Source organism: Pseudomonas sp. FW305-20 (genome assembly GCF_058788075.1).
Genome location: NZ_JBYTAJ010000048.1, coordinates 25022 through 31233 on the forward strand (window position 1 = coordinate 25022; position 6212 = coordinate 31233).

At 59.1% G+C, this 6212-nt stretch carries 7 protein-coding genes; all 7 read right to left on the minus strand.

Annotated elements, in window-relative coordinates; all coding sequences use genetic code 11:
* Nucleotides 1–3 precede the first annotated feature (3 nt).
* Nucleotides 4–984, minus strand: coding sequence for a transcriptional regulator ArgR (gene argR, locus AC3WP4_RS26770; RefSeq protein ID WP_074879226.1), 981 nt, complete (start codon nt 982–984; stop codon nt 4–6).
* Nucleotides 985–1227: 243 nt separating this feature from the next.
* Nucleotides 1228–1992, minus strand: coding sequence for an ABC transporter ATP-binding protein (locus AC3WP4_RS26775; RefSeq protein WP_074879228.1), 765 nt, complete (start codon nt 1990–1992; stop codon nt 1228–1230).
* Nucleotides 1993–2019: 27 nt separating this feature from the next.
* Nucleotides 2020–3132 carry a succinylglutamate desuccinylase/aspartoacylase family protein gene (locus AC3WP4_RS26780; RefSeq protein ID WP_074879231.1) on the minus strand — a complete coding sequence of 371 codons (1113 nt, stop codon included), beginning with the start codon at nt 3130–3132 and terminating at the stop codon, nt 2020–2022.
* Nucleotide 3133: 1 nt separating this feature from the next.
* Nucleotides 3134–3832, minus strand: coding sequence for an ABC transporter permease (locus AC3WP4_RS26785; protein WP_074879233.1), 699 nt, complete (start codon nt 3830–3832; stop codon nt 3134–3136).
* Entirely contained in the window at nt 3829–4518 is a 690-nt protein-coding gene (locus AC3WP4_RS26790) for an ABC transporter permease (protein WP_008154330.1), read from the minus strand. The genes AC3WP4_RS26785 and AC3WP4_RS26790 overlap by 4 nt, the downstream gene beginning before the upstream one ends.
* Nucleotides 4519–4609: 91 nt before the next feature.
* The gene (locus AC3WP4_RS26795) at nt 4610–5383 is read right to left on the minus strand and encodes an ABC transporter substrate-binding protein (protein ID WP_007904821.1); all 774 of its coding nucleotides are present in this window, start codon (nt 5381–5383) and stop codon (nt 4610–4612) included.
* A 682-nt stretch (nt 5384–6065) separates the two neighbouring features.
* Nucleotides 6066–6212 (minus strand): hypothetical protein (locus AC3WP4_RS26800; RefSeq protein WP_173860501.1); only part of this gene is annotated, 147 nt, incomplete at its 5' end.

The window sequence follows — 6212 nt, forward strand, 5'->3', positions numbered from 1 at the left end:
CGGTCATCCGCGCTCCGACGGCACCGACGACAATTCGAACGGGCTGCTGCTGCGCCGCTGGTTGCGATCTTCCCGCGGTGTGGCACCGAAGAAGTTGCGGTAGGCGCTGGAGAAGTGCGGCCCCGAGGAGAAGCCACACGACAGGCCGATCTGGATGATCGATTTGCTGGTTTGCATCAACATCTGCCGGGCCTTGTTCAGGCGCAGTTCCAGGTAGTACTGGCTCGGCACACGGTTGAGGTATTGCTTGAAGATCCGCTCGAGCTGCCGACGGGACACGCACACATGCTGGGCGATTTCGTCGGTGGTCAACGGCTCTTCGATGTTGGCTTCCATCAGCAGCACGGCTTGCGTGAGCTTCGGATGGCTGGAACCGAGGCGGTTCTGCAGCGGAATGCGCTGGCGCTCGCCACCCTCGCGGATGCGTTCGACCACCAACTCTTCGGATACCGCACCGGCCAGTTCGGCGCCGTGGTCGCGGGCCAGTACAGCCAACAGCAAGTCGAGTACCGACATGCCGCCGCACGCAGTCAGGCGGTCGCGATCCCAGTCGAACAGATGGCTGGTAGCAATGACTTTCGGGAAACGTTCGGTGAAATCGTCTTGCCAACGCCAATGCACGGCGGCGCGATAACCGTCGAGCAAACCCAGTTGTGCCAATGGGTAAACACCGGCAGACAACCCGCCGATTACACACCCGGCGCGCACCAGTTGTTTGAGTCCACTGCTGAGCGCTGGCGCGAGCGAGGTCGGCGGCTCGTCGGCGAGCAGGAACAGTTTCTGGAAGTTTTCGAGCTTGCCGGCCCACGGTTCACCGGGCAATTGCCAGGCGCCTTCGGTCGGCGGTTCGGCCTGCAAAAACGACAGTTCGTAGACAACGTCAGGATGCACACGCTGGGCAACACGCAAGGCCTCCTCAGCCAGCGCAAGCGTCAGTGCTTTAGTGCTGGGCCAAATCAGGAAACCAATTCGATGGGCAGTCATGGCGGGCAATCCGAAACAAAGAACAGAATGAAGGCATGGGCCAAGGCTAGCCTGTAAATGAACACAAATCTTGAAACCGATGGAGATCAAATTGTGGGAGCTGGCCTGCCAGCGATGGCGGTGAGTCTGTGCCAGATGCAAACTGACCCACCGCTATCGCTGGCAGGCCAGCTCCCACAGGGATAGGGGCCGGCCTCTAAATCGCGAAGCATGCACTATCGCGGTGCACAACGGCAGTCCTGATTATTTCAAGCTGCCGGATAAAAATTGTTGCAGGCGTTCGGACTGTGGATTGACCAGCACCTCACGCGGGTTGCCGCTTTCTTCGACGACACCTTTGTGCAGGAATACCAGCTGGTTCGACACTTCACGGGCGAAGCCCATTTCGTGCGTCACCACCACCATGGTCCGGCCTTCCTGCGCCAGGGCCTGCATGACTTTCAGCACATCACCGACCAACTCAGGGTCGAGAGCCGAAGTCGGTTCGTCGAACAGCATCACCTCAGGCTCCATCGCCAGCGCACGGGCAATCGCCACACGCTGCTGCTCGCCGCCGGACATGTGGCCCGGGTAAGCGTCTTTGCGATGGGCCACACCGACCTTGTTCAGGTAGTGCTCGGCCTTCTCGCGGGCTTCGGTCTTGGACATGCCGAGCACGTGGACCGGCGCTTCCATGATGTTTTCCATCGCGGTCATGTGCGACCACAGGTTGAAATGCTGGAACACCATCGACAGGCGCGAACGCATGCGTTGCAGCTGTTTCGGGTCGGCCGCCTTCAGCGCGCCTTCCTTGTTGGCGACCAGTTTCAGCTCTTCATTGTTGAGCAGAATCTTGCCGGCATGCGGTTGCTCGAGCAGGTTGATGCAGCGCAGGAAAGTACTTTTGCCGGAGCCACTGGAGCCGATGATGCTGATCACATCGCCAGCCGCCGCTTTCAGGGACACGCCCTTGAGCACTTCGTGACTGCCATAGCGTTTATGCAGGTCTTGGACTTCAAGCTTGTACATGCGGTCGGTTCTCACAAAAACAGTCAGTCAGTCGTTGAGCAAGCGCCCGTGACGCAGCGCTTCGCGCCCCGCCACCTTGGCCAGCCAGAAACCGGGTTGGGCATAACGCAGCCGTTCAATGGCAAACAGCACCCCGGACGTACCAGCACACACCGTGCTGACCCGATCCGATAACGGATCGATCACTTCGAAAATCTCATCGCCGGCGTCAATCCACTCACCGGGTTTACGCAAGTAACTGATCACGCCAGGGTGCGGCGCGAACAGCAATTCAGTGCCTTCGAACGGCATGCCTTCGCAAGCGTCTTGCGCAGGTTTTGGCCATTCGCCGCTGATCAAGCCTTGCTCGGCAAGGAACGCCAGAATGCCTTCGGCGTATGCGCTGGCTTCAGCGCGACCGGTATCGGCCTGACCACCCAGTTCAATGGTAGTCGCCAGGCAAGCCAGGGGAATCTGTGCATCCGGAAACAGACGCGACAAACGCAACCACGGCAGCGAGCAGGCTTCGTCAAACGAACTGCCGCCAGAATCTTCCGCCAGCAGGCCCACCTTCACGTCCAGGTGCGCGGCCAACGAACGCCATTGCGGCCAGTGTTGCGGCAAGGCGTACATGTGCAGCGCCGCTTCGGCATCGCAATGCAGGTCCAGCACCACGTCAGCGGTGCAGGCATGGCTGAGCAGAATGCGCTGCATGCCTTGCAACTGACTGGCGGCGGGCGGCAATGCGGCGAGCACATCGCTCATGGCCTGACGGATCAGCTGAATATTGGCGTGCGGATCATCACCCAGGTGCCCGTCCAGCTCGGCGGCCACTGGCGCGCTCAGCTCGACAAAATCCCGGTTGAAGTTCTTGCCGCTGCCCGCCTCGAAACGTCCTTGATGATTGCCCTGAAGCAGTTGGCCGAGGCCCAATGGGTTGGCCACCGGCACCAGTTCGATCACACCGTTGAGCAAGCCTTGGGCTTCGAGTTCGGTCAGGCGCTTTTTCAGCTCCCAGGCCGTGCGCATACCCGGCAGTTCATCGGCGTGCAGGCTGGCCTGGATGTAGGCCTTGCGCTCGCCACTGCCGAAGCGGAACACCGAAATCTGGCGTTCGCTGCCCAAGTGGCTCCACGGCAATGAATGATCGATGCGTTCCATATCAGTGCTTCCGCGGGGCCAGATAGCCCAGCCAGCGGCGCTCGGCCAGTTTGAACATCCGCACCAGAATGAACGTCAGGCACAGGTAGAACACGCCGGCGGTGATGTAGGCTTCGAACGGCAAGTAGTACTGAGCGTTGACCGTGCGCGCGGCACCGGTGATGTCGATCAGGGTCACGATGGACGCCAGACTGGTGGTCTGCAGCATCATGATCACTTCGTTGCTGTACTGCGGCAGCGCCCGGCGCAGGGCCGACGGCAGCAGGATGCGCTTGTACATTTTGTAGCGCGACATGCCCATCGCCTTGGCCGCTTCGATCTCACCGTTCGGCGTAGCGCGCAGGCTGCCGGCGATGATTTCAGCGGTGTAGGCACTGGTGTTGATCGCGAAGGCCAGGCACGCACAGAACGTCGCGCTGGACAGCCATGGCCAAAGGAAGCTTTCACGAACCGCTTCGAACTGCGCCAGACCGTAGTAGATCAAAAACAGCTGCACCAGCATCGGCGTGCCGCGGATCACGTAGGTGTAGAGCCAGGCGCTCATGTTGACGGCCGCGTTTTTCGACACGCGCATCAAGCCCAGCGGCAACGCGCACAGCAAACCGAAAAACAGCGACAGCGCGAGCAATTTGAGGGTGGTCAGCAGGCCGCCGAAGTACAGCGGCAGGGCCTCCCAAATGACGTTGTAGTCGAAGATCATAGATCAGCCGCCCTTACGCCTACCGAGTAGCGCTTCTCAAGGTGACGCAATGCGAGCAACGAGACGCTGGTGATCACCAGGTACATTGCCGCTACTGCGAGGAAGAAGGTGAAAGGCTCGCGGGTGGCATCTGCCGCCTGCTTGGCCTTGAACATCATGTCTTGCAGCCCCACCACCGAAATCAGCGCGGTGGCCTTGGTCAGTACCAGCCAGTTGTTGGTGAAACCCGGAATCGCCAAGCGAATCATCTGTGGCACCAACACCCGGAAGAACACCTGAAAACTGCTCATGCCGTACGCCATGCCCGCTTCTGCCTGACCTTTGGGGATTGCCATGAAGGCACCGCGGAAGGTTTCCGACAGGTACGCACCGAAGATGAAGCCCAGGGTGCCGATACCGGCGGCCAACGGGTTCAGGTCGATGTAGTCGTCAAAGCCGAGCATCGGCGCGACGCGGTTGAGCAGGTCCTGACCGCCGTAGAAAATCAGCAGGATCAACACCAGGTCAGGAATACCGCGGATCACCGTGGAATACAGGTCGCCCAGCCAGGCCAGCCAGCGAATCGGGGACAGACGCAGCGCAACGCCGATCAGACCCAGAACAATGGCCAGGACCATGGACGACAAGGCGAGCTGAAGCGTCAGCCATGCACCATCGAGGATGACAGCCCCGTAGCCTTTCAACATGATTCAGGTCCTCGAAAAGGGGGATGAAAAAATGGCGCAAACCTCAGAGATCCTGTTGCTTGCGCCATTTCGGACTTGTCGCCGGGGCGTTTTACTTGCCGTAGATATCGAAGGCGAAGTACTTGTCCTGGATTTGCTTGTACTTGCCGTTCTCACGAATGGCGGTGATCGCGGTGTTGATCTTGTCTTTCAGCGCGTCACCCTTGCGAACGGCGATACCTACACCGTCGCCGAAGTATTTGACGTCGGTGAACGCCGGGCCAACGAAGGCGAAACCTTTGCCAGCGTCGGTTTTCAGGAAACCGTCATCCAGCAGCGTAGCGTCTGCCACGGTGCCGTCGAGGCGGCCAGCAGCCACGTCGAGGTAAATTTCGTTCTGCGAGCCGTAAGGCTTGATCTCGGCACCCAGCGGAGCCAGCACTTCACGGGCGAAACGCTCGTGGATCGAACCACGTTGCACGCCGATGTTCTTGCCCTTGAGCTCAGCCAGGCTGTCGCTGACTGGAGTGCCGGCCTTCATGACCAGGCGAGCCGGAGTGTTGTAGTACTTGTTGGTGAAGTCCACGGACTTCTTGCGGTCTTCAGTGATCGACATGGACGACAGGATCGCGTCGATCTTGCGCACTTTGAGTGCCGGGATCAGGCCGTCGAACTCTTGCTCGACCCATACGCACTTGACCTTCATCTCTTCGCACAGCGCATTGCCGATGTCGTAGTCGAAACCAACGATGCTGCCGTCCGGCGCCTTGGAGGCAAACGGAGGGTAAGCTGCTTCGATACCGATTTTTACGGGCTTGTCATCGGCGAAAGTCGGCAGGGACAGCACGGACAGTGCCAGGGCGCCAAGCAGCACGAGTTTCTTCATCTTGGGACTCCATCGGTAAAGGGCTAAAACGGCAGAGTGAGCGATAGCCCAATATGCGAATGAGTGGAACCGCAAAGCGGTGCTGCGTCGGAGCAATTGCGCGCTTTTTTCAACGCGAGCAACAACGAGCGAGTGATCGGCATTCTAACGACAGGCCCGAAGCCGATATTTCTTCAATGCGACAACTAATTACAGAAGCACCGAGAAAGCCGCTTGGGCGCGTTGACAGCCTTGCAAATTCATGCAAGAGCAAAAGACAGTGAACCGATCTATGCTGCAAATTGCGGGCCTATTATTGGCAAACCCTTCTAATCCGGCAAGCGCAGCGTTGTGTCTTATTTTTTATGGCAGGTTCAGAGGCCTTGAAACAGGGCTTTGCGTTTCCCAATGCCTCGTTATTGGACGCACGGTTACACATTCAGTTACTTGAACGGTGACGGGTAACAGTGGAAAACACCCTACAAGCGAAACCGATAATTATTGGCCGTTGTTGATGTCGATCGTTCCCACGCTCCGCGTGGGAATGCATCCCGTGACGCTCTGCGTCACAGCTCAACGGCGGACGCGGAGCGTCCATGGCAGCATTCCCACGCGGAGCGTGGGAACGATCGAAACCCCAGACAATAAAAAGCCCCGCCAGGCGCAATGCCGGGCGGGGCTTTGGTGACTCAGGAACGGCGGGTTAAGCGACGTTCATGGTCTTGTGCGTATCAATCAAGTGCTGCACCACACCCGGATCGGCCAGGGTGGAAATATCCCCCAACCCATCGTATTCGGCCGTGGCAATCTTGCGCAGAATGCGGCGCATGATCTTGCCCGAACGGGTTTT